We start from the raw sequence: 20,237 nt of genomic DNA on the forward strand, positions 1-20,237 counted from the left end.
TCCTTGACGGACCTCAGGCACATCGACGACTCTGCCAGCGAGGAATCCACTTCCCGCGCAGGTGAACAAGGTCATCGTGGAGGCCACGATGTCGGAAGACAATATCAGCCAGCAGGACCTCAAAGAGCTCATCCGGAAACTCGACCTGCTGAAACCCATGTTCTCCGCGGAGCAGCAGGAGGTGATAAAGGCCGTTTTCCGCGCTGCCGGTGAGTCGTACGTCGGTCGTTCCCAAGACCGGTGGGAGCTACTGAGCAGTCGCGCCGCCCGGTTCACTCCTGGCACGTTCCGTCCCGACGACGTCATGGAAATCTTCAAGATCTACGAACCCGTGCGGTCGAACCCGGGTGGCCGGATTTTCCAGGAGGATCTCGAAGACGTCACACAGAAACTGAGCATGCTCAAATCCGAGTTCACCGAAGGGCAGCAGGAGGTGCTGAACGCCATCTTCCGTGCAGCGGCCAGTTCTTATGCCGGACTCCCGCAAGACCGCTTCGGGCAGTTCGCCTTTCCCGCCGTCGGCCCTTTGAGCGACAGCCCTCGCGACGAGGTCATGGACGCTTTCAGGATCTGGGAACCCGCATCGCCGCAGCCCGATGACGGAGAGGGCTGAGCCGCGGGACGCCCGCGCCTTGCCAAAGGAGCGATCGGCGTGGCCGGTGGTCCTCGTCTCCATGCCTTTCATGGACTTCCGGCGCCCCTCCCTCCAGCTGGGACTGCTCAAAGCCATCGGCGTGGCGTCCGGGTTCCCCGTGCGCACGTTCCACGCCAACCTCGACTTCGCCGCGCGCATCGGCGCGGACCGGTACCGGGCCCTTTCCGAACACCGCAGAGGCATGGTCGGTGACTGGCTGTTCTCCCTCCAGGCGTTCGGCGACGAGGCCCCGGACCCGGACGGTCGTCTGCTCGACGACTTCGCCGCCGAACTCACCTACCTGGCAGGCGATGAACGGCGCGGTACGTTGCGCGATCAGCTCCTCAGGATGCGGCACGACGACGTGCCCGCCTACCTGGACGCCCTCCTCGACGCATTCCCGTGGCACACGGTCCGTGTCGTGGGATTCACCTCGACCTTCCAGCAGAACACCGCCTCCTTCGCGTTGGCCCGGCGGCTGAAGGAGCGCCATGCGGGGCTGCTCACCTTGTTCGGCGGAGCCAACTTCGACGGCGAGATGGGCGTCGAGTTCGTCCGTGCGGTCGACTCCGTGGATGCCGCGATCATCGGCGAAGGGGACATGGCCTTCCCCCAGTTCCTCCGCACGCTCGCCGCCGGCGGTGACCTGGACACCGTGCCCGGACTGGCCCGCCGCATCGAAGGACGGGTGGTCGCGGTGCCACCGCTGCCGCCCCTGCGCCGGCTGGACGAGTTGCCCGTTCCGGACTACGACGAGTACTTCCAGCACGCCGAGGACCTGGGGATCCTCCGACGCGCGAGCCACCGATCGGTGTGGATTCCGGTCGAGACGGCACGGGGCTGCTGGTGGGGGGCGAAGCATCACTGCACGTTCTGCGGACTGAATGCGACCACGATGGAATTCAGGTCCAAGGCAGCCGAGCGCGTCCTGGCCGAATTCGCCCAACAGGCCCGCCGATACCGGACGTTCCGCTTCGAGACGGTGGACAACATCCTCGACACCCGGTACCTGAAGTCCCTGTTTCCCGCGCTCATCGAGAGCGACGCGAGCTACGAGATCTTCTACGAGGTCAAGGCCAATCTGGGCCGGGAGCAGCTCAAGCTCATGGCGGACGCCGGAGTGACGCAGATCCAGCCGGGCCTGGAGTCGCTCAGCTCGCGTGTGCTGCACCTCATGCACAAGGGATGCAGCGCCGCCCAGAACATCAATCTGCTGCGCTGGGCCCAGCACTACGGCATCAACGTGGCCTGGAACCTGCTCTGGGGCTTCCCCGGTGAGACCCAGGAGGACTACGCCGCCCAGGCAGCGGTCATGCCCCACCTGTGGCATCTGCAGCCACCCTCGAGCGCCAACCGGATCTGGATGGAGCGTTTCAGTCCGCTCTACCGCGACCGGCACACGCTCCTGGGGCACTGCCGACCCGAACCCAGCTATCGCTACGTCTACCCGGCCGACGTGGACCTCGACAGGACCGCCTACTTCTTCGAGCACGAGGTCAAGGGCGCCCTCCCCGACAGCGACTACCTGGACGTACGGAAGGCAGTCGACGACTGGATCACGGCGAGCCGGGGCAACCACCACCGACCCGTTCTGCAGTACTGGCAGGCACCTCACTTCGTGCAGATCTACGACGGCCGGAATGAAGGCAAAGAGGGCACCTACACCTTCGAGGGCCCGCTGGCCGACCTCTACCTCGCCTGCAGCAACCGGGCCATCACGGCGGCGACGGCCCGCAACCGACTCGGCCTCGACCAGTCGGTGGAGGCCATCGAAGGGACACTGCGCGAACTGGCGAAGCTGGGGCTCGTCTTTCTCGACGGGCCCGCGGCGCTGGCCCTGGCCATTCCGGCGCCACGCAGAAGGCCGGTACTGGAGCACTGAACGTTTTCGGTCATCAATGCGTTACGCCGTTCTGAGTATGGCCAGTGCCTGCAGGATTCCATTTCAATGGCCGTACACAAAGGGCGATTCGGGGCGATCTCAAGGAGTTGTTCATCGATGTCCGACACCACTCGAGGCAACATGCCTCAGATTCTGTATGCCCACGCCTCACCGAAATCGAGCGGTGAGATCTCGCTCTTCGACGAATCGCTGGAAGGGCACGATTTCACTTCGACGCAGGGGTCGGGCTTCACGTCCTCCCCCGCGGACATCGCCGCGGCCACCGAGCAGCTGCGCGCAGCCGGATTCGAGATCCTGGAAGAGGGGAGCACGGCGACGACGATCAACATCGCCGGCCCGCCCGAGCTGTACGAACGGTATTTCCAGGTCCCCCTCGTAACCGAGCAGCGTGAGGTCATCCGGCCCGGATCGGCGGGCGAGCGAGAGACCGTGACGTTCGTCGACTGCCCCACCACTTCTCTGTCCGGCCTGATTCCCACGGACCGAAGCCCCGTGGTCGACGTGGTGGAGGGTGTGGCGATCGAGGAGCCGGTCTTCCCCTTCCGCGGCACACCGGTCAACGCTTCACCGCCGCGGCCCGGTTACTGGCATCTGACCGTCCCCAGGAAGGTCGCCGAGCTGCTGGATGCCGACAAACTGCATCAAGAGGGTATCCGGGGCGCCGGAGTCCGTCTGGCGATGGTGGATTCCGGCTGGTGGGGAGGCCATCCGTACTTCGCGGAGCGCCGCTTGAGCGGCAGCGTCGTGCTCGGGCCCGGGGCGGAACGAGAGGACGTGGACGAGAACGGGCACGGCACCGGAGAGTCCGCCAACGTCTTCGCGCTGGCGCCTGGCATCGACTTCACCATGGTCAAGGCCAACTTCGACAACATACTCGGCTCGTTCAACGCAGCCGTGAACCAGAATCCGCGCCCGCACATCATCAGCAACAGCTGGGGCGGTAATGTCGCGGCACCGCCCCTGACCGCCATCGGCCGGGCCATGGTGGACTCGATCACCGCTGCGGTGGCGGCCGGGATCACCGTGGTGTTCTCCGCGGGAAACGGTCACTACGGCTTCCCCGCACAGCACCCGGACGTCATCGCGGCCGGAGGGGTCTACGTCGACAGCTCGGGTGGGACACAGGCGTCGAACTACGCGAGCGGCTTCAGGAGCAGGATCTATCCGGACCGCATCGTCCCGGACGTGTGCGGCCTGGTGGGCATGCAGCCCCATGCGATGTACATCATGCTGCCCGTTCCTCCGGGCTGCGAGATTGATCAGGAGCTGTCCGGCAGGAACGCGGCGTTGTTCCCGGAGGAAGACGAGACGCGTGCCAATGACGGGTGGGCCGCCTTCAGCGGGACCTCCGCGGCTGCTCCTCAAATCGCCGGCATCTGCGCCCTGTTGCGGCAGGCGTACCCGGAGCTGTCGCCGCGTGGCATACGCAATGCCCTGATGAGCAGCGCCCGAGACGTGCGAACCGGCGCGAGCAACCCGTCGACGAACGGCGGATCGATCGCGGGACCCGGGCACGACGAGGCGACCGGCTGGGGTCTTGCCAGCGCGTCGGCGGCCGTGGCGGCGGCGGTGTTCCAGACGTGAGCGGTGTGTCCGGCCCCTGACCCATGAGTCCTCCTGATCAGTTGATGCCGTGCCGGAACCGATCATGACCTGTCACGGACACGCACGAGGGCGGATCACGAAAATCACACCGGAGCCGCCTGAACCCCGCTGTTCCGCGATCTGGCGCTGGCTGAGCCGGGCATTCCTCAGGTTGGAACATCTCGCTGTACCAGCAGGCTCGGCCTGGAGGTAGATCCTGCTTCCTCGGCCGACTACCCGCCGACGGCCAGGGGCGGAGCCGTCGGGCAGGGTGAGCAGCCTGACGTCCGTTGGCTCGACGGATGTTTCGATGATCTCTGCGTGGGCGAGTCGGTCCCGCTTTTCGTCGTAGCCGCCGTAGAAGGCGACCCGCTTACCGTGGACGGCTACCGCTTTGGCGCCCCGTACGTGGTTCGCCCACACCCTCACGGGCCGATCGGTGCGGTCGGGGTGTATCTCGACGAGTGGGAAGTCCGTGTATGGGCACGCCCAGGCGGTGGTGCCCGACACGTTCAGGGCGTAGCAGTCGAAGAGGCCGGGGATGCGGGCGTCGTCTGACGTCCAAGCGAGTCGGCCCGTGGCGCTCCAGCAGCGGATTCCCGCCGGGTTCTCGTCGAAGTGCCCTACTCAGATACGGCTGGCCTCGTCCACGAGCAGGTGCTTGATGGCGTCCCTGACGGAGAAGGACGAGGTCTCACGGCAGAGCGTGTCGAAGACCTGGACCTGGTTGGCGTCCTCGTATCGGCGGACGCGAGACGTGGCGACGACAAGGCCGCCGTCGGGCAGGCGGTCCAGGTGCGGCCAGTGGGCCCGTACGGCGCTCAGCTCGGTGAGTTCGACGTTGCCGCCCGGATCGACGGACACGACCAGCGCGTCAAAGGGCGGGACATCGCCGCCGGGCTGGGGAGCGCGTTCGGCGAGCAGCCAGTGGGCGGCGCCGAAAACGTCGACGGTACTGGTCAGGATGTGGCGGTCGTGGTGCGCTTGGGGCAGGTGGGCGTACGGAACGAGGACGGCGATCTGCACGGTGGGCTCTCCTGAGTGGACGGTCGGCCACGGCCCTCGGGCACTGCGGTGCGGCGATCGGTGGCGCGCGAGCGGTGGAGAACGGACAGGCCCTAGGACGTGTACTGAATCCCGCGCCCGCCCCAGGCGTCGCGGTGGCGCCGGATGCCCTGCATCGGGACACGGCTGCCGTCCACCTCGACGAACCTCCGGGCTCTGCGGCTCAAGCCGGAAGGCGCGATCGGGATCGGCGACATCGATGTACCGGTCATCGCTGCTCCTCGCTGCTGCCGGAGTGGAGCACGGCCTCCGCGATCTCCCGCACACGGTCCAGAGTGATCCCCGTGCGCTGTTCGACGGCGAGGGGATGGTCGGTGGGCTCCAGTTCGACGTAGGGGCGCTCGCCAACCGGGCGGGTGTGGACGTGGGTCTTGAGATTGAGCGTCGTGGGCGAATAGACCGGCAGATCAGTGGTCAGCCAGCCGAAGTACGGCTTCTCGGCCTCACGGCCGAGCGTGTCCCACAGGTCCGCCGAGCGGGAAAAGTTCTCGCGGCTGAGCGACACCCAGACACCCCAGGAGAACACCACGCCGCTACCAACGATCGGGATCTCGATCATGCCCTTCACGAAGTAATGCTCCGCATGGACCACGCACTGGTCCGAGGAAAGCAGGCAGTCGTCGGCGACGTCGAACGCCGGATCCCACACAGCCGGGGCCTCGGCCGAGTAGTTGATCGGCAGCTCAGAGTGGTGGGCACCGCAGCACGAGCAGGTGAACCCAAGATCACTGGTCATGACCCTGGAGCCTAGTGACGGGTTCCGACACTGCCTCGGGCAGGAGCCCCTTCCATCCCGCTGCCCTACAGGGCGCTCAGTCACAGGGGCTCGCACGTCAAGGGCAGTCCTCGCTCACCTCGCGATGCTCGATGCGTTGATCTCAGAGGTGCATCAGCAGCCCTCGAAGCACTGAGAGACGGATGGTCATGCTTCTGAGAACGGCGTGCGTCTTGCTGCCGGGCATGCGGGTGACGCGATGGCGGGCCTCGCCGTCCCAGAGCTCGCCCCAGCCTGACACCCCCGGCACCTGAGACGACCGCCCCCTCCGGCTACCCCAGGGCGGCACTGGTCACCGAACGGCCGCCCCGCACACGCCCGCAACAGCGCGTGCGGGGCGGCCGTTCGCCGTACCAGGGCTCGCGTGTGCTACAGCGCCGGGCCGGTGCGCGGGCGAGCGGGCGGCGGCAACGGGACGCGGGCGAAGCCGGTCCGGTAGGCGAGGGCGACGAGCTGCGCGCGGTGGTGGGCGCCGAGCTTGTGCATGATGCGCTGGACGAAGGTGCGCACGGTGAGCGGGCTGACGAAGAGGCGTTCGGCGATCTCGTCGTTGGTCAGGCCCTCGGCCGCGCACAGCAGGACCTCCTCCTCGCGGGGCGTGAGGCAGTCGAGCTCGCGCGGGGTGGCCTGGGGGCGGTCGGGGCTGGAGGCGGCGAGGTAGCGGGTGACCACCGTGTGGGTGGCCAGCGGGGAGAGCACCATGTCCCCGGCGGCGACGGTGCGGATGGCGGCGAGGAACTCGGCGGGGCCGACGCCCTTGCCGAGGAATCCGCTCACGCCCGCGCGCAGGGCGCGGGTGATGTAGTCGTCGGTCTCGAAGGTGGTCAGGATCAGCACCCGGGTGCCGTGCAGCTGCGGGTCGGCGGTGATCTGCGCGGCGGCCGACAGCCCGTCCTGGTGCGGCATGCGGATGTCCATGACCACGACGTCGGGTGCGGTGGCGCGGGCCAGGCGCACGGCCTGGTCGCCGTCGCCCGCGGTGGCGATGACCTGGAGGTCGTCGGCGGCGTCGATGAGGACCTGGAAGGTCCCGGTGAGGAGCGCCTGGTCGTCGGCGAGGAGCACGCGGATGGTCACGGGGCGTCCCTGTTCGTGATGGGGCGGGGGTGGTGGCCGGGCGCGGCGAGGGTCGGGAGGTCGGCCCGCACCTCGAATCCGGCCCCCTTGCGGGGGTGGGCGTGCAGGTGACCGCCGACGGCATGGGCCCGCTCGCGCATGCCGATCAGCCCGTACCCGGCCGCGCCCGTATCCGTGGGCGTGGGGCCGTCGTCGGTGACGGTGAGGGTCAGCCGGTCGGCGCTGTAGTGGAGTTGGACGGCGGCGGTGGTGGTCAGGGCGTGTTTGGAGACGTTGGTGAGCGCCTCCTGGGTGATGCGGTAGGCGGTCAGGCCGACGCCGGGCGACAGCGGCCGGGGCTCGCCGTCGCGGGTGAGGGTGACGGTCAGGCCGACGCTGTCGAAGGACGCGAGCAGGTCGGGCAGTTGCGCCAGGCCGGGCGCGGGTTCGGTCGACCCGGTGGCGTCGTCGTGTTCGCGCAGCAGGCCCACCGTCGCTTTGAGTTCGCCCAGGGCCGCGGTGAGGGTGGCGGTGAGGTTGCCGGTGACTTTGGCCGCCGCTTCGGGGCGGGTGGTCAGGAGGTAGTCGGCGGTGGCGGCCTGGGCGTGGGCGAGGGTGATGTGGTGGGCGACGACGTCGTGCAGTTCGCGGGCGATGCGCATCCGTTCCGCGCCGACCCGGCGGCGGGCCTCCTCCTCGCGGGTGTGCTCTGCCATCTCCGCGCGGGCCTCGATGGCCGTGACGTAGTCGCGGCGGCTGCGCAGCGCGTCGGCCACCGCCGCCGCCAGGAGGGTGAAGGCGGCCAGGCCCACCTGCTCGGGCTGCAGCTGCGCTTCGCCCGGTGGCCACAGGGCGGAGGCGGCCAGCAGGGACAGCGCTGCGGCGGTGGTGCAGCGGGCGGCGGTGCGGCCGTCGGTGCGCCAGGCCAGCGAGGCGAGTGCCGCCATGACGGGGCCGGTGAGAGTGGAGCCGAACTCGTAGCCGTAGGTGGGGCCGAGCGCGCCGAGGGCCGCGGTGCAGGCGGTGGTGGTGATCACGGTCAGCCGCGGGTGGCTGCGGTGCAGCAGTAGCGCGGCGCACGCCATGACGGCGAGGGCGGCGGGGGCCGGCGGGGGCCAGCGCACGATGCGGGGCGGCTGCGCCATGGTGGTGGTCAGCACCGCCAGCACGCACAGCACGGCCGCGAGGGCGGTGTCGAAGGCGCGCGGATGGCGCCGGGCCCACGACCGGATCTCGGCGATCATCTTTTCCTCCCTTCCCGAGGGGTCCTAGGTGGTTGATGCCGGCCCCCCCCGGGCACTCGTAACTCTGCGGGTGCCCGGGGGGCCGGTGCTGGTCAGGCGTTCACCGACTCCTCGCGGGCTGAGGGGCCCGCAGGGGCGGAGGGTTCGGCGGTCAGGGCGCGGGTGAGCTTCTCGCCCTCGATGTCGAGGTCGGGCAGGATCCGGTCCAGCCATGTCGGCAGTCGCCACGCGGCCTTGCCCAGCAGGGCGAGGGCGGCGGGGACGATGGTCATGCGGACGACGAACGCGTCGAACAGGACGGCTGCGGCCAGGCCCAGACCGAGCATCTTGATCATGGAGTCGGTCATGCCGATGAACCCGGCGAACACGGCGATCATGATGACGGCGGCGGCCACGACGACGCGGGCGCTGTGCCGGAAGCCGGTGACGACGGCCTGGGCGGGCGATGCGCCGTGGACGTACGCCTCGCGGATGCGGGTGACGAGGAAGACCTCGTAGTCCATGGCCAGGCCGAAGACCACACCGATCAGGAAGATCGGCATCATGCTCGTCACCGGGCCGGTCTGGGCGACACCGAGCAGGTCGGCGAGCCAGCCCCACTGGAAGACCGCGACGATCACGCCGAAGGACGCGGCGACCGAGAGCAGGAAGCCGAGCGCGGCCTTGACCGGGACCAGGACGGAGCGGAAGACGACCATCAGCAGCAGGACGGCCAGGCCCACCACGACCGCGAGGTAGGGGATGAGGGCGGCGGTGACCTTGTTGGAGACGTCGATGTTCATCGCGGTCTGCCCGGTCACCCACATCGACGCCCCGGTCTCCGTCTTCAGGTCGGAGGCCTGGGCGCGGATGGTCTTGACCAGGTCCTTGGTCGCGCCGGCGGCCGGCCCGGTGCTGGGCACGGCGCCGACGATCGCGGTGTCGCCGGCCTTGTTGAAGCTGGCGGGGGACACGTCCACGACCCCCTTGGTCGCCGACAGCTCGGTGCGGGCCTTGGCGGCGGCTTCCTTGGCGTCGGCGGCGCCCTGGGCGTCGATGACGACGGTCAGGGGTCCGTTGAAGCCGGGGCCGAAGCCGTCGGCGAGCGCGTCGTAGGCGCGGCGCTGCGTGGTCGAGGTGGGCTGCGCCTCGTCGCCGGGCAGGCTGAGCTGCAGGTCAAGGGCCGGGATCGCGACGACGCCCAGACCGGCAACGCTCAGCAGCAGTGTCGCCAGCGGGCGGCGGATGACCAGGCGGGCCCAACGGCTTCCCGCAGGCTCCTTCCCCTGCCCGGCCGCGGGCGCGGCCGTGGTGGCGGGGGAGCGGCGCTGAGTTCGGGGCAGGACGGCCTGGGGGAAGAAGCCGAGCAGGGCGGGCAGCAGCGTCAGGGCGACGAGGACGGCGATGACGACGGTTCCGGCGGCGGCCAGCCCCATGTCGGTCAGCATCGGCACCCCGGCCACCGACAGGCCCGCCAGCGCGATGACGACGGTGGCGCCGGCGAAGACGACGGCGGATCCGGCCGTGCCGACCGCCCGGCCCACGGCCTCCTCCGGGCCGCGGCCCTCGGCCCGCTCCGCGCGGTAGCGGGAGACGATGAACAGGGCGTAGTCGATGCCCACGGCCAGGCCCAGCATCAGCGCCAGGGTGATCGTCGTGGTGGACATGCCGGCGGCGACGATGCCACACACCCCGGCGCCCAGCCCGATCAGCGCCGTCACGAGGGGAAGCCCGGCGGCGACCATCGCGCGGAAGGTGATGAACAGCACCAGCGCGGCGACCGCGATGCCGATCAGTTCGGTGATGCCGCCGAGTTCGGGTCCGCCGTCGACGGCGGAGCCGCCGACCTCCACGGTCAGCCCGGCCGCCCGTCCGTCCTCGACGGCGTCCATCAGCGCGGCCTTCGTCGCCTCGCTCAGCTCGTCGCTGGAGGCGCTGTAGGTGACGGTCGCGAACGCGGTGCCGGCGTCCTTGGCCACGGCTTCCGGTGCGAACGGGCTCGAGGTGTCCTGCACTTGCGCGCCGCGCGCGACGGTGTCGACGACCTTCTCGACAGCTGCCCGGTTCTCGCGGGCGGTCACCTTCTGCCCGTCGGGGGCGGCGAACACGATCCGCGCGTCCGCGCCCTCGGCGTTGTCGCCGGGGAAGCGCTCGTCGAGCAGGTCGAACGCCTTTTGCGACTCGGTGCCCGGGATGGAGAACCCGTCCTCCTCCGCGGCCGGAGCGCTGAGCGCGGCGAACGAGCAGGCCGCCAGGATCGCCACCCACAGCAGAGCGAAGTAGCGGCGTTGCCGAAACGACAACCGGCCGAGCCGATAGAGCAGGGAAGCCATGAAGGCACTCCAGTCGAAGAAGGGGGAGGGAGGGTGCCTCGGCCGTCCCATCCGCACCGACGCGCACAGGAGTTCCGGGGCTCGTCCTCCATCGTTCGCGGCGAGCACCCCTCTCGTCGTCCCGCGCCTGCCGACACCCGCCCGTACTGCAGCCGCAGTACGACGGCCTCCGGCGGGCCGACCCGAGCGCTCAGGCGGCGTCGGCGTAGGCGGGAAGCTGCCAGTCGCCGCCGCGGTCCTCCTTGGACATGCGGGCGACCAGGTCGGGGATGCGCAGGAAGCAGGCCAGCGCCGTGATGTTCTGGAACGCGGTGATGGCGTGCTTGTTCAGCGGCATGCCCACCCGCAGGATCCTCGGGTTGACCTCGCCTTGGATCTCGTCGACGAACGGGCGCAGGACACGCTCGTAGTTCGCGAGCGCCGCCGTCAGGTCGCCCGGGCTGCGGTTGATCTCCCCGGCCAGGACGTACGCGCCGACCAGGCCGCCGGAGATCCCCATCCCGCTGTAGGGGGAGGCGCAGTGCGCGGCGTCCCCGGCCAGCACGACCCGGCCCTTGGACCAGTTGTCGATGCGCACCTGGGCGATCTCCTGGGAGTAGAAGAACGGGCTGTCTTTCATGCCTTTGACGAACCGCTCGGTCTGCCAGCCCGCGTCACGAAACCGCTCGGCCCAGAACGTCTGCTGCTCCTCGACGGGGGCGCGGTGGATCGCGGAGGCTTCCTGGGAGTTCTCGCGCATCACGAAGTACACCTGTGTCTCGGTCGTGTTGTGGCTGCGCCGCATGATCTGCCGGCCGCCCGGGACCATGTAGGTGTCGCGGAGGTTGGTGTCGGAGGCGATCCGCGGCACGAACCAGTACGCCATGTGGATGCCCACCCGCCAGTACGGGTCGAAGCCCTCGGGCAGCAGCGCCCTCCGCATGCGCGAGCCCTGCCCGTCGGCGCCGATCAGCAGGTCGTACTCGCCAGAAGTCCCGTCCGAGAAGTGCGCGGTGACCTTGTCGGCGTGCTGGTCGAAGCCGTCGACGCTCTTGCCGAAGAGGTGCTCGGCGTCGTCCTTCGTCGCCTCGTGCAGGATCCGCACCAGGTCACCGCGCATGATCTCGTACTCCGAGGTCAGCGTCTGGCGGCCCTTGCCGGAGGTGTTCGCCATGATCGTCGCCTTCGGCCTGCCCCGGGAGTCCACGAACGCCACCCCGGTTTCGTCGACCAGCTGACCGCGCACCTCCTGGAGCAGCCCCATCCGCTCCACCGCGTCGATGCCCTGCCCGCGCAGGTCCACCTGCGCCCCCGAGGCCCGCAGCGCCGGGAACCGCTCGACGACCGTCACCGCGTGGCCGCCGCGCGAAAGCCAGAAGGCCAGCGCCTGCCCGGCGACACCGCCGCCCGCCACCAGGATCCGCAGCGAGCGCTTCAGGTTCCTTCCCGTCATGACCCACCCCGAAATCTATCGGTGATTGATTCTCCCTTTCGAGAGTCTTCTATCAGCGATAGATTGTCAACGTGACCAAGATGAACCGTGAGACCGTCGTCGCCGAGGCGCTGGACCTGCTCGACGAGGTGGGGCTGGAATCCGTCAGCACCCGGCGGCTGGCCAAGCGCCTGGGCGTGGAGCAGCCGTCGCTCTACTACCACTTCAAGACCAAGAAGGACCTGCTGGCCGCGATGGCTCAGGCGGCCATGGCCCCGCACGCCACCGCGCCCCTTCCCCGAGCCGGGGACGACTGGCGCACCTGGTTCCTGGACAACTCCCGCAGCTTCCGCCGCACCTTGCTGATGCGCCGCGACGGCGCCCGCCTGCACGCCGGCAGCACCCCGACCGGCGACCTGGACCGCATCCGCCGCAAGATGACCTTCCTCGTCACCTCCGGCGTGCCCGAGCAGCATGCGCAGATGGCGATGCTGGCCTGCAGCCGCTTCACCATCGGTTGCGTGCTGGAGGAACAGGCCGCCGCCGACGCACCTGACCCCGGGGAGCTGCCGGACGACGTCCCCGCACTCGATGACGAAGCGGCGTTCGAGGCGGGCCTCGCGCTCATCCTCGGCGGCCTCGACCAGCACACCGCCGCCCCCGGCGCCGGAGTCAGAAGCTGACCGCCACCGGCCGCCCTCGCAGGCCCGGGCGGTCAGGACGAGGCGGCCCGGGGGCCCGTCTCGTCGCGGGTGAGGCGGCCCGGGTAGCCGCGCAGCCGCCACACGGCCGCCGCGACCAGCAGCCACACCACCGCCCCAGCCCACCGAACGCGCCGGGGAGCAGGGCCACCGCCAGCGGCGGCAGCGAGCGCGCCGGCAGCGCGCCCCAGCGCAGCCCCTCAACCGACGCGTCCTGCGTGGCCACCGCTGCCGCCAGGCCGACCAGCCCGCACACCGCGAAACTTCCGCACAGCGGCCAGCGCACACCCAAGCAGATGGCGAGCGGGCCTGACGAACCTCCCTCTCGGCCGTGGCGGAGGCGCTGTAGCTGTACCAGGCGTGTCCTCCGACCCGGCCCAGACGGTGGCGGCAGAGATGCGGGCCACCACCGTCGACCCCCACTCACTGTTCACTGACGCCCAGGCTGGGATCGCAGGGAACTACCGCAGGTGGGGCCCGGACGTGAGCGCGGTGGCGACCTCGTCGAGGCGCGCCCCGCGGGAGGCCTTGAGGAGCACCACATCGCCGGGGGTGAGCCGGTCGCGCAGCCACTCGACGGCCGCGGCGTTGTCGGCCAGCGCCACCGCTCGCTCTCCGGCGCCGTCGGCGAGCGGCCGGGCGCCGACCGCGAGCACCACGTCGGCCCGGTGGGCGGCGTACTCCCCGATGGCGTGGTGCTGGGCCTCGCTGTCGTCGCCGAGTTCGAGCATCTCGCCGAGGACGGCGATGCGGCGCTTGCCCTCGATTGCCTCCAGCGTGTCCAAGGCGGCACGGGTCGAGTCGGGGTCGGCGTTGAAGGAGTCGTCGAGCAGCGTTGCGCCGCCGGCGAGGGCGCGTAGCTCCAAGCGCCACTTCGACAGCGAGACCGTGGGCAGCGCCGCCGCTGCCACATCGAGGGAGACGCCGGCCGCCAGCCCCGCCGCCGCGGCAGCCGACGCGTTGAGCGCCTGGTGAGTGCCCACGAGCGGCAGCGTGACCGGAGCGCGGGCGGCGGCGGTCCGCAGGGTGAAGGACGGCCGGGCGAGCCGGTCAAGGACCACGTCGAGCACGCGAACGTCGGCGTGTTCCGCCTGGCCGAACGTCAGCACCGGGCGGTCGGTGAGCGAGCGCATCGCGGCAACCCGGGGATCGTCGGCGTTCAGGACCGCGGTGCCGCCGGGCGCCAGACCCTGCACCAGCTCACCCTTGGCCTGGGCAATCGCCTCGCGCGACCCGAGATGGCGGAGGTGGGCCTGGCCGACGTTGAGGACGACACTGACGTCGGGTGCGACCAGGCCGGTGAGTTTGGAGATGTCGCCGATGCGGCGAACGCCCATCTCAAGGACGAGGAACCGGGTGGCCTCGGTGGAACGCAGCATCGTGAGGGGCATGCCGAGTTCGTTGTTGAGCGAGCCGATCGTGGCGATCGTCGGCGCGGAGCTCGACAGGACGGCCGCCAGCAGGTCCTTGGTGCTGGTCTTGCCGCGGGATCCGGTCACTCCGACGACTGTCAGCCGGTCGCGCAGCCGTGCCACGACGTGGGCGGCGAGCGCCTGCAACGCGGCCTTGGCGTCCTCGACCACGACGGTCGGCAGCGCCGTGGGCCGGGAGCCGAGCACGGCCACCGCGCCGGACCGGTCGGCCTGGACGGCGTAGTCGTGGCCGTCGACGTGTTCGCCGGCGAAGGCGACGAAGAGGCCGCCCGGCTCGGCCTGCCCGCTGTCGAGCACGGCCGGGGCGGTCACTGTCACGGCGTCGTCGCCCTCGACCGTCCCACCGACTACTGTGGCGATCTCGCAAAGGCTGAGCGGGATCACGCCTGGACCGCGCAAGGATCGGTGAAGCGCGTCAACAACCGTCCGGTCGCTGTGACGGCGATCGGGGGCGGGCTGGCGATGCAGCGGACGACAGAGGCTGGTTCGCTGGAATTCATGCCTTCCAGTCAAGGGGGCGTGGTGTTGTCAGCGCGTATGCAGTTTTCGATACGCGGACGATATGTTGCCGACCGACACCCGCGAGAGCATGGCCGCGGCTGGGCAGCCGCGCCGGCTCTCCCGTGGGATCGGCCGGACCCCCCGACGGTGCGAGCACCAGGACCGACAACAGCGCTGCTGGCCTGCGGCTTTGCCTCGTCGGCGTCCGCTACGGGCTGAGGGCTCGCCCTTGCAGAGCAAGTCGAGCATCGGCCTGTGCTTGGAGCGGCTGGCAACATATCGTCGGCATATCAAAAAACGCATACGCGCTGGCAACACCGGGCCTTCTTGACTGGAGGGCATGAGTTCCAGCGGACCAACACGAGCGGCGACGGGCCGCACCCGAGCGCCGATGGCGACCTCACGGACTGTGTCGACAACGGGAATCACGGTCTATGGGTGCGATGAGGACGAGGCTCTTCTCCTCCGGGAAATAGCGCCTCGCTTTGACGTGGTGCCGACCATCACGAAGGCGGCGGTATCCGAGGCCAATATCAACCTGGCAGTCGGGAACCGATGCATCAGCATCGGCCACAAGACGCAAGTCACGCATGCCACGCTCAGCGCACTGAGCCGCGCCGGTGTGGAGTATCTCTCCACACGAAGCGTCGGATACAACCACATCGACGTGAGTCATGCGGAAAGCGTCGGTATCTACGTCGGGAACGTAGCTTATTCTCCCGACAGTGTTGCCGACTACACGCTCATGCTGATGCTCATGGCCGTGCGTCACGCGAAGGACACCATCCGTCGCACCGACGCTCATGACTACCGACTGAGTGAGACACGCGGCAAAGAGCTGCGAGACTTGACCGTCGGAGTGGTCGGCACAGGGCGTATCGGCACAGCAGTCATCGACCGACTACGAGGCTTCGGCTGCCGTGTGCTGGCATACGACAATCGCCCCAAGGCCCCTGCCGATTACACGCCGATCGACGAGCTGCTTCGGCACAGCGACATTGTCACGCTCCATACCCCGCTCACCGCGGAAACCCGCAATCTCATCGATCGCCGACGCATCGAGCAGATGAAACACGGCGCGTTCATCGTCAACACCGGACGCGGGCCACTCATCGATACCGAAGCTCTTCTGTGGGCGTTGGAGAGCGGCAGGCTGGGCGGCGCGGCGTTGGACGTCCTCGACGGTGAGGAAGGAATCTTCTACACCGACTGCCGGAGCAAGCCCATCGAGAACCGCTCGCTGTTGCGGCTACAGGAGCTGCCGAATGTTCTCATCAGCCCGCACACGGCCTACTACACCGACCACGCACTGAGCGACACCATCAGGAACAGTCTCCTCAACTGCCTCGACTTTGAAAGCGGGAAAGCATGAACAAGTTGAAGATCGGAATCATCTTCGGGGGCTCTTCCGAAGAACACCCCGTCTCCGTCAAGTCCGCCCAAGAGGTCGCAAATAACCTCGACACCGACAAATATGAACCGTACTGGATCGGCATAACGCAGTCCGGTGCCTGGCAGCTTTGTGACTCCCCTGGCGCAGACTGGGAGAACGCAGAGGCTCATCCGGTCATGCTGTCGCCCGATCAAAGCGTCCACGGACTGCTCGTCCTGGAACAGGAACGATTCGAAGTGGTCCGTCTGGACCTCGTGTTGCCCGTTCTGCACGGCACACTCGGCGAAGACGGCGCGATCCAGGGCCTGTTGGAGCTCTCCGGCGTTCCCTATGTCGGCTGCGATATCCAGAGCTCTGTCATCTGCATGGACAAATCCCTGACCTATACCGTCGCCAAGAGCGCGGGCATCGCCACGCCAAATTTCTTGGTAGTCACGGAGAACGAGAAGGTCGACGCCGACCAGCTTTCTTATCCAGCCTTCGTGAAGCCGGCCCGTTCGGGCTCATCCTTCGGCGTCAGCAAAGTTGCCGGTGCGGAGGACTTGCCGGGTGCACTGGACGCCGCACGGCAGTACGACTCGAAGGTCCTGATCGAAGAGGCTGTGATCGGGAGCGAGGTCGGCTGCGCGATCCTGGGGGCCCCTTCCGCCCCGATCGCGGGCGAGGTGGACCGTGTAGCCCTCTCGCACGGATTCTTCAGGATCCACCAGGAGGCCTCACCTGAGACTGGTTCGGACAACTCGACGTTCATCGTTCCCGCCGACATCTCCGAAGAATCGCGTCGTCTCGTCCAAGAGAGTGCCAAGACCATCTACCGCACACTGGACTGCCAGGGGCTTGCCCGCGTGGACATGTTCCTCCAGAACGACGGCCAGGTGGTACTCAACGAAGTCAACACCTTCCCCGGCATGACCTCCTACAGCCGCTACCCCCGGATGATGGCCGCCGCAGGGATACCGCTCTCCGACGTCATCGATCGGCTCGTGTCAATGACACTGGACCGGAAAGAGCGATGAACGGTGACTTCGTGTACCTGGACGAGCTGGTGCCCGGCATCCGCTGGGATGCCAAGTACGCCACCCGGGACAACTTCACCGGACAGCCGGTAGACGGATACCTGGTGAATCGGATAGTCGGCACCAGAGCCTTGTGCGAAGCCCTGGGGTGGGCGCAGGGGAAAGCCGCGTCCCGTGGCTTTGGCTTGCTTGTCTGGGACGGATACCGTCCGCAACGCGCCGTCGACTGCTTCCTGCGCTGGTCGGAACTGCCGGAGGATGGTCGGACAAAGCAGCGCCACTACCCCAATATCGAGAGGTCCGAGCTTTTCGGCAAGGGATATGTGGCCGCCAAGTCGGGCCACAGCCGCGGCAGTTCGGTCGACTTGACGCTCTATACCCTTGCCACCGGAGAAAATGCGCGCATGGGTGGTGGCCACGACCTCATGGACTCGATCTCGCATCATGGAGCAGAAGGAATAGAGCCCATCGAAGCGGAAAACCGCGAGTACCTTTGCTCCATCATGGAGGACTGCGGATTCGCTCGCTACGACAGCGAGTGGTGGCACTACACGCTGGAAAGCGAGCCGTATGCAGATGTCTATTTCGACTTTCCCATCACATGACAGAAGCCTCCCTTACGTCTCACAGTGGGGAAGCCTGGACCGGAACGACGAGGTCGTCATCCGGCGTGCCGCACCATCGGGTATCGACGTCTTCCTGAGGCGCACCGATCCATCGCGACTGTACGACTGGGCCTCCGACGGATACTACTCGCGCGAGGAGTACCTGTTCTGGTCCCGCAAAATCTGCGGCTTGGCCTGCCTGCAGTCCCTGCTCCATGGCTGGACGGATGTCCGACTGCCGATGCGTGAACTCCTCGCGCAGGCCCTCGACTGGGGTTGCTACGTAGTGGAACCCCAGGGCAAGGTCCAAGGACTGATATACCGGCCATTCATGGCTTGGGTCAGCTCACAATTCGGCTTCACATGCCAACTGGTCGAGAACGCACCGCTTCAAGCATCCGCCCGAGCGGTGCACCCCGGGCAGGTACTGATCGCTTCGGTGTCTCCTGAGATTCGCGACCCGAGAACCCACGAACCGCGACGGGGAGGGCACCTCGTGCTGATTCATGCGGTCCGCGGCGGGATCGTGCGGTTCCATAATCCGTCGGGCTACTCCTACAACGCGGAATCCGCATCGCTGCCCATGCGCGTCTTCGAGCGGTTCTATGCGGGACGAGGAATCCTGGTCAGCGCGGGACCGTGAGGCCAGGTGAACCGGCACCGCGCGCGTTGCCACCACCTGCCACTCGGCGGGACGCAGGGCCCGCCCTCAGCCCGGGGCTGAGGGCGGGAGTTCCGTCGTGTGCCTGACGACGTTCTTGACCATCGCTTGGCCAAGGCTCACCCACGCCTGGGCGGGTCGTATGCGCGCGGCGCCGGGCTGAAACAGGCTGGTGAGTCAACGGTGAGTGCCCGCGGGCCCCCGCCGTGGAGCCACCGGCCGGTGGCGGCCGGAACCAGATCCTGAGCCGTCGGGTGGTGACATATCGTCGGCATATCGAGAATCGCATACACCCCGGCAACACCCCACTGCATTGACTGATGACATGTCCTTCACCCCTCCCAGCGAAGCAATGCGACCTACAGCCGTGAAACCGGTGGTCATGCCGATCACCGCCGCCGAGCACATGGCGTTCGTCCGGGCCCAGCGGTCGGTCAGCTTTTTGCAGACCCCGGCATGGGGCGGCGTTAAGACCGAGTGGCGCAGCGAGTCCCTCGGCTGGTTCGAGGGGCGGCGCCTGGTTGGTGCCGGGCTCGTACTGCACCGCCCAGTGCCAAGGCTCGACCGCTTCACGCTGGCGTATCTACCCGAGGGCCCGGTCATCGACTGGAGCGGCGACATCGGTGCCTGGCTCGATCCGCTGGCGGCCCACCTCAAGGCCCACGGCGCGTTCGCGATCCGGCTCGGCCCGCCGGTGCGCACCCACACCTGGAGCGCCGCCCAGGTCAAGGAGGGCATCGCCGACCCGGGCCGCAAACGGCTCACCGACATCACCGCCCGCTGGACCGACCCGGTCGGTGCCCGCGTGGCCAGCGATCTCCAGGGCGCCGGCTGGCTGCCGCAGAGCCCGGAGGACGGGTTCGGCGTCGGGCACCCCCAGTTCAAGTACGAGGTCCCGCTGGTAGGCAGGACCGAGGACGAACTGCTCAGGGGCATGAACCAGCAGTGGCGCCGCAACATCAAGAAGTCGGCCAAGGAGGGAGTCGAGGTCACGGTCGGCGACGGGGGCCCGAAAGACCTCAAGGCGTTCCACGACCTCTACGTCCACACCGCCGAGCGCGACCACTTCACACCCCGGCCGCTGCGCTACTTCGAGACCATGTTCGCGACGCTGAGTACCGAGGACCCCGAGCGGATCAAGCTCTACCTGGCCCGCCACCAGGGCGACTTGGCCGCCGCCACGGTCCTGGTCCGCGTCGGCGCCCACGCTGTGTACGCCTATGGCGCCTCCTCCACCGCGAAGCGCGAGGTGCGTGCCTCCAACGCCTGCCAGTGGGCGATGATCCGTGACTCGCTCGCGGCCGGCTGCGACGTCTACGACCTGCGTGGCATCACCCCCACCCTCGACGCCGACGACCCGCACGTCGGCCTTGTTCAGTTCAAAGTCGGCACCGGCGGTCAGGCGACGCGGTACGTCGGCGAGTGGGACCTGCCGCTGCGGCCGATGGTCTACCGGGCCTTCGACCTCTATATGAGACGGCGCGGCCGCTGAACCGCACACCTGCAGCCGCGACGTCGTCGCGACGCACCCCGAGGGGAGCCTTGGCCAGTCACATCGCTTGCGGCAAGGCGGCCGCGTATCCAGCGGACCGCCGCCGCCCGCCCCCGATCGCCGCCAGCGCGTCCAGCGCGGTAAAGCGGTGGTCGGCCCCGCCGCGGCCACAGCGAGGGGGAGTTCGCCGCGGCGGCCGACGCGTTGAGCGCCTGGCCCGCGCCCAGGAGCGGCAGCCCGAGGCAAGCCGAGGTGGCAGCGGTCCGCCGCACCGGCACCAGACCTGCGCCCCGGCCAGGACCACCAGGCCCACCACAACCATCACTGTTTCTGTCACCCGCTGGCCCCTCGCCGTCCGCAGCGCCCGGCGCGCCGCTCTGTGGGTAAGTGCACCGGGGCGCGGATCCGTGACGCCGCCGCGCGCCGGATGTTCGCGCCGCGCCGTCGCGGT

Annotated in this window: 17 protein-coding genes; 9 read left to right on the forward strand and 8 right to left on the reverse strand. The window is 68.6% G+C overall.

Features of this window, described 5'->3' with window-relative positions; genetic code table 11:
- The first annotated feature begins 61 nt into the window (after positions 1-61).
- From ACFVHO_RS22905 to ACFVHO_RS22915, 3 genes are all read left to right on the forward strand, one after another.
- Positions 62-613: a hypothetical protein gene (locus ACFVHO_RS22905; RefSeq protein WP_385717516.1), complete on the forward strand. Its 552-nt coding sequence runs from the start codon at positions 62-64 to the stop codon at positions 611-613.
- Complete coding sequence (locus ACFVHO_RS22910; RefSeq protein WP_385717519.1) at positions 597-2,516, forward strand: RiPP maturation radical SAM C-methyltransferase; 1,920 nt, start codon at positions 597-599, stop codon at positions 2,514-2,516. The genes ACFVHO_RS22905 and ACFVHO_RS22910 overlap by 17 nt, the downstream gene beginning before the upstream one ends.
- 117 nt (positions 2,517-2,633) lie before the next feature.
- Complete coding sequence (locus tag ACFVHO_RS22915) at positions 2,634-4,121, forward strand: S8 family serine peptidase (RefSeq protein ID WP_385717522.1); 1,488 nt, start codon at positions 2,634-2,636, stop codon at positions 4,119-4,121.
- A gap of 627 nt (positions 4,122-4,748) precedes the next feature.
- On the opposite strand, the gene ACFVHO_RS22920 is transcribed toward ACFVHO_RS22915, so the two are convergent.
- The 7 genes from ACFVHO_RS22920 to ACFVHO_RS22950 form a co-directional block, all read right to left on the reverse strand.
- The gene (locus ACFVHO_RS22920; protein ID WP_385717524.1) at positions 4,749-5,147 is read right to left on the reverse strand and encodes a hypothetical protein; all 399 of its coding nucleotides are present in this window, start codon (positions 5,145-5,147) and stop codon (positions 4,749-4,751) included.
- Between the two features lie 92 nt (positions 5,148-5,239).
- A complete protein-coding gene (locus tag ACFVHO_RS22925; protein WP_385717527.1) occupies positions 5,240-5,398 on the reverse strand; it encodes a hypothetical protein in 159 nt (52 codons plus the stop codon).
- The gene (locus ACFVHO_RS22930; RefSeq protein WP_385717530.1) at positions 5,395-5,922 is read right to left on the reverse strand and encodes a DUF2199 domain-containing protein; all 528 of its coding nucleotides are present in this window, start codon (positions 5,920-5,922) and stop codon (positions 5,395-5,397) included. The genes ACFVHO_RS22925 and ACFVHO_RS22930 overlap by 4 nt, the downstream gene beginning before the upstream one ends.
- Before the next feature lie 408 nt (positions 5,923-6,330).
- Entirely contained in the window at positions 6,331-7,038 is a 708-nt protein-coding gene (locus tag ACFVHO_RS22935; protein WP_385717532.1) for a response regulator, read from the reverse strand.
- Positions 7,035-8,261 (reverse strand): sensor histidine kinase, encoded by a 1,227-nt coding sequence (locus ACFVHO_RS22940; RefSeq protein WP_385717535.1) that lies wholly within the window; start codon positions 8,259-8,261, stop codon positions 7,035-7,037. Before ACFVHO_RS22940 ends, ACFVHO_RS22935 begins: the two co-directional genes overlap by 4 nt.
- Before the next feature lie 92 nt (positions 8,262-8,353).
- On the reverse strand, positions 8,354-10,573 hold the full coding sequence (locus ACFVHO_RS22945) for an MMPL family transporter (RefSeq protein WP_385717538.1): 2,220 nt from the start codon (positions 10,571-10,573) through the stop codon (positions 8,354-8,356).
- A gap of 190 nt (positions 10,574-10,763) precedes the next feature.
- Positions 10,764-12,005, reverse strand: a complete 1,242-nt coding sequence (locus ACFVHO_RS22950) for an FAD-dependent monooxygenase (protein WP_385717542.1) — start codon at positions 12,003-12,005, stop codon at positions 10,764-10,766.
- A gap of 80 nt (positions 12,006-12,085) precedes the next feature.
- Here ACFVHO_RS22950 and ACFVHO_RS22955 point away from each other — a divergent pair, with 80 nt between their 5' ends.
- Positions 12,086-12,667, forward strand: coding sequence for a TetR/AcrR family transcriptional regulator C-terminal domain-containing protein (locus ACFVHO_RS22955; RefSeq protein WP_385717657.1), 582 nt, complete (start codon positions 12,086-12,088; stop codon positions 12,665-12,667).
- A 479-nt stretch (positions 12,668-13,146) separates the two neighbouring features.
- Here ACFVHO_RS22955 and murF read toward each other — a convergent pair whose 3' ends face one another.
- Positions 13,147-14,502, reverse strand: a complete 1,356-nt coding sequence (gene murF, locus ACFVHO_RS22960; RefSeq protein ID WP_385717545.1) for a UDP-N-acetylmuramoyl-tripeptide--D-alanyl-D-alanine ligase — start codon at positions 14,500-14,502, stop codon at positions 13,147-13,149.
- Positions 14,503-15,010: 508 nt separating this feature from the next.
- Here murF and ACFVHO_RS22965 point away from each other — a divergent pair.
- The 5 genes from ACFVHO_RS22965 to ACFVHO_RS22985 all read left to right on the forward strand — a co-directional run bounded on the left by ACFVHO_RS22965 (position 15,011) and on the right by ACFVHO_RS22985 (position 19,786).
- Positions 15,011-15,991, forward strand: coding sequence for a D-isomer specific 2-hydroxyacid dehydrogenase family protein (locus ACFVHO_RS22965; RefSeq protein WP_385717660.1), 981 nt, complete (start codon positions 15,011-15,013; stop codon positions 15,989-15,991).
- Positions 15,988-17,028 carry a D-alanine--(R)-lactate ligase gene (vanA, locus tag ACFVHO_RS22970; protein WP_385717549.1) on the forward strand — a complete coding sequence of 347 codons (1,041 nt, stop codon included), beginning with the start codon at positions 15,988-15,990 and terminating at the stop codon, positions 17,026-17,028. The genes ACFVHO_RS22965 and vanA overlap by 4 nt, the downstream gene beginning before the upstream one ends.
- Positions 17,025-17,633 (forward strand): D-Ala-D-Ala dipeptidase VanX, encoded by a 609-nt coding sequence (vanX, locus tag ACFVHO_RS22975; protein WP_385717552.1) that lies wholly within the window; start codon positions 17,025-17,027, stop codon positions 17,631-17,633. The genes vanA and vanX overlap by 4 nt, the downstream gene beginning before the upstream one ends.
- Positions 17,605-18,276 carry a hypothetical protein gene (locus ACFVHO_RS22980; protein WP_385717555.1) on the forward strand — a complete coding sequence of 224 codons (672 nt, stop codon included), beginning with the start codon at positions 17,605-17,607 and terminating at the stop codon, positions 18,274-18,276. Before vanX ends, ACFVHO_RS22980 begins: the two co-directional genes overlap by 29 nt.
- A gap of 343 nt (positions 18,277-18,619) precedes the next feature.
- Entirely contained in the window at positions 18,620-19,786 is a 1,167-nt protein-coding gene (locus tag ACFVHO_RS22985; protein ID WP_385717558.1) for a lipid II:glycine glycyltransferase FemX, read from the forward strand.
- The last annotated feature ends 451 nt before the right edge of the window (positions 19,787-20,237 follow it).

Origin of the sequence: Streptomyces sp. NPDC127108 (assembly GCF_042677545.1) — a bacterium.
Classification (GTDB): Bacteria; Actinomycetota; Actinomycetes; order Streptomycetales; family Streptomycetaceae; genus Streptomyces.